Below are 2,310 nucleotides of genomic sequence, written 5' to 3'. Positions count from 1 at the left end.
TTCCATGGATGATCTGTTGCGGGAGTTTTTGACGGAGACCAGCGAGAGCCTGGACACCGTCGACAATCAGCTGGTGAAGTTCGAGCAGGAGCCGAACAACGCCAAGATCCTGGATAACATCTTCCGCCTGGTTCACACCATCAAGGGGACCTGCGGCTTCTTGGGATTGCCGCGGCTCGAAGCGCTGGCGCATGCCGGCGAGACGTTGATGGGCAAATTCCGCGACGGCATGCCGGTGACCGCCGAGGCGGTGACGGTGATCCTGTCGTCGATCGACCGCATCAAGGAGATTCTGGCCGGGCTCGAGGCAACCGAGGCCGAGCCCGAGGGCACCGACCGCGACCTCATCGACAAGCTGGAAGCGATGGTCGAGCAAGGCATGGCGGCGATGTCCGGCTCGGCGCAGCCGATGCCGTCAGCGTCGGCTTCGCTGGTCGCTGATGCCCCGCCGCTCGCGCCGGAAGCGCCGGCCGCCGCTGCGCCGGCACCCGCAAAGGAGATGACCCAGGGCACGCTGATCGAGCAGACGCTGGAGCGGCCCCTGCGTCCGGGCGAGGTGTCGCTCGACGAGCTCGAGCGCGCCTTCCGCGAGACCGCGATCGAGGTGTCCGCGCCGGCTGCCGCTCCTGCCGCCGCACCCGCGCCGGCCCCAGCGCCTGTCGCGAAGGAAGCGAAGGCCAAGGAGGCGAAGGTCAAGGAGGCGAAGGTCAAGGAGGCAAAAGCCGCGCCCAAGAAATCGATGGCGGATGAGAGCGTCACCGAAGGCGACCGCGTCGCCAACCAGTCGATCCGCGTCAATGTGGATACGCTGGAGCATCTGATGACCATGGTCTCCGAGCTGGTGCTGACCCGCAACCAGCTTCTGGAGATCTCCCGCCGCAACGAGGACACCGAGTTCAAGGTGCCGTTGCAGCGCCTCTCCAACGTCACCGCCGAGCTGCAGGAAGGCGTCATGAAGACGCGCATGCAGCCGATCGGCAATGCCTGGCAGAAGCTGCCGCGCATCGTCCGCGACCTCTCGAGCGAACTCGGCAAGCAGATCGAGCTGGAGATGCACGGCGCCGACACCGAGCTCGACCGCCAGGTGCTCGACCTGATCAAGGACCCGCTCACCCATATGGTGCGCAACTCCGCCGACCATGGCCTGGAAACCCCGGCCGAGCGGCTTGCGAGCGGCAAGGGCGAGCAGGGCACCATCCGGCTGTCCGCCTATCACGAGGGCGGTCACATCATCATCTGCATCGCCGACAACGGCAGGGGCCTCAACACCGAGAAGATCAAGGCCAAGGCGCTCTCTTCGGGGCTCGTCACCGAGGCCGAGCTCGAGAAGATGAGCGAAGCGCAAATCCACAAGTTCATCTTCGCGCCGGGCTTCTCCACTGCCGCCGCCATCACCTCGGTCTCGGGCCGCGGCGTCGGCATGGACGTGGTGCGCACCAATATCGACCAGATCGGCGGCACCATCGACATCAAGTCCGTCGCCGGTGAAGGCTCGTCCGTCACCATCAAGATCCCGCTGACGCTCGCGATCGTCTCGGCCCTGATCGTGGAAGCCGGCGGCGACCGCTTTGCCATTCCCCAGCTCTCGGTTGTGGAATTGGTGCGGGCGCGCGCCAACTCCGAGCACCGCATCGAGCGCATCAAGGACACCGCGGTCTTGAGGCTGCGCAACAAGCTCTTGCCGCTGATCCACCTCAAGAAGCTCCTCAAGATCGACGACGGCGCGGCGAGCGATCCCGAGAACGGCTTTATCGTGGTGACCCAGGTCGGTAGCCAGACCTTCGGCATCGTGGTCGACGGCGTGTTCCACACCGAAGAAATCGTGGTCAAGCCGATGTCCACCAAGCTGCGCCACATCGACATGTTCTCCGGCAACACGATTTTGGGCGATGGCGCGGTCATCATGATCATCGACCCCAACGGCATCGCAAAAGCCCTCGGCGCCTCCGGCTCCTCGGCCCATGACATGGCCGACGAGAATGCCGCCCATCACATCGGCAGCGGCGAGCAGACCACCTCGCTCCTGGTGTTCCGCGCCGGCTCGAGCCAGCCCAAGGCCGTGCCGCTCGGCCTCGTCACGCGCCTGGAGGAGCTGCCCGCCGACAAGATCGAGTTCAGCAACGGCCGCTACATGGTGCAGTACCGCGAGCAGCTGATGCCGCTGGTCGCCATGGAGGGCGTCACCATCGCATCGCAAGGCGCCCAGCCGATCCTGGTGTTCGCCGATGACGGCCGCTCCATGGGCCTCGTCGTCGACGAGATCATCGACATCGTCGAGGAACGCCTCAACATCGAGGTCGGCGGAAGCAG

At 65.4% G+C, this 2,310-nt stretch carries 1 protein-coding gene; it reads left to right on the top strand.

What is annotated here, in order from left to right; translation table 11 throughout:
* Positions 1–4 precede the first annotated feature (4 nt).
* Positions 5–2,310: chemotaxis protein CheA (locus tag SO156_RS45680; RefSeq protein ID WP_498539443.1), on the top strand; the 2,306-nt coding region annotated here is incomplete at its 3' end.

This window comes from Bradyrhizobium sp. UFLA05-125, from assembly GCF_059803515.1.
The sequence above is the reverse complement of the archived record's forward strand: the minus strand, read 5'-3'. Positions and strand labels throughout refer to the sequence as shown.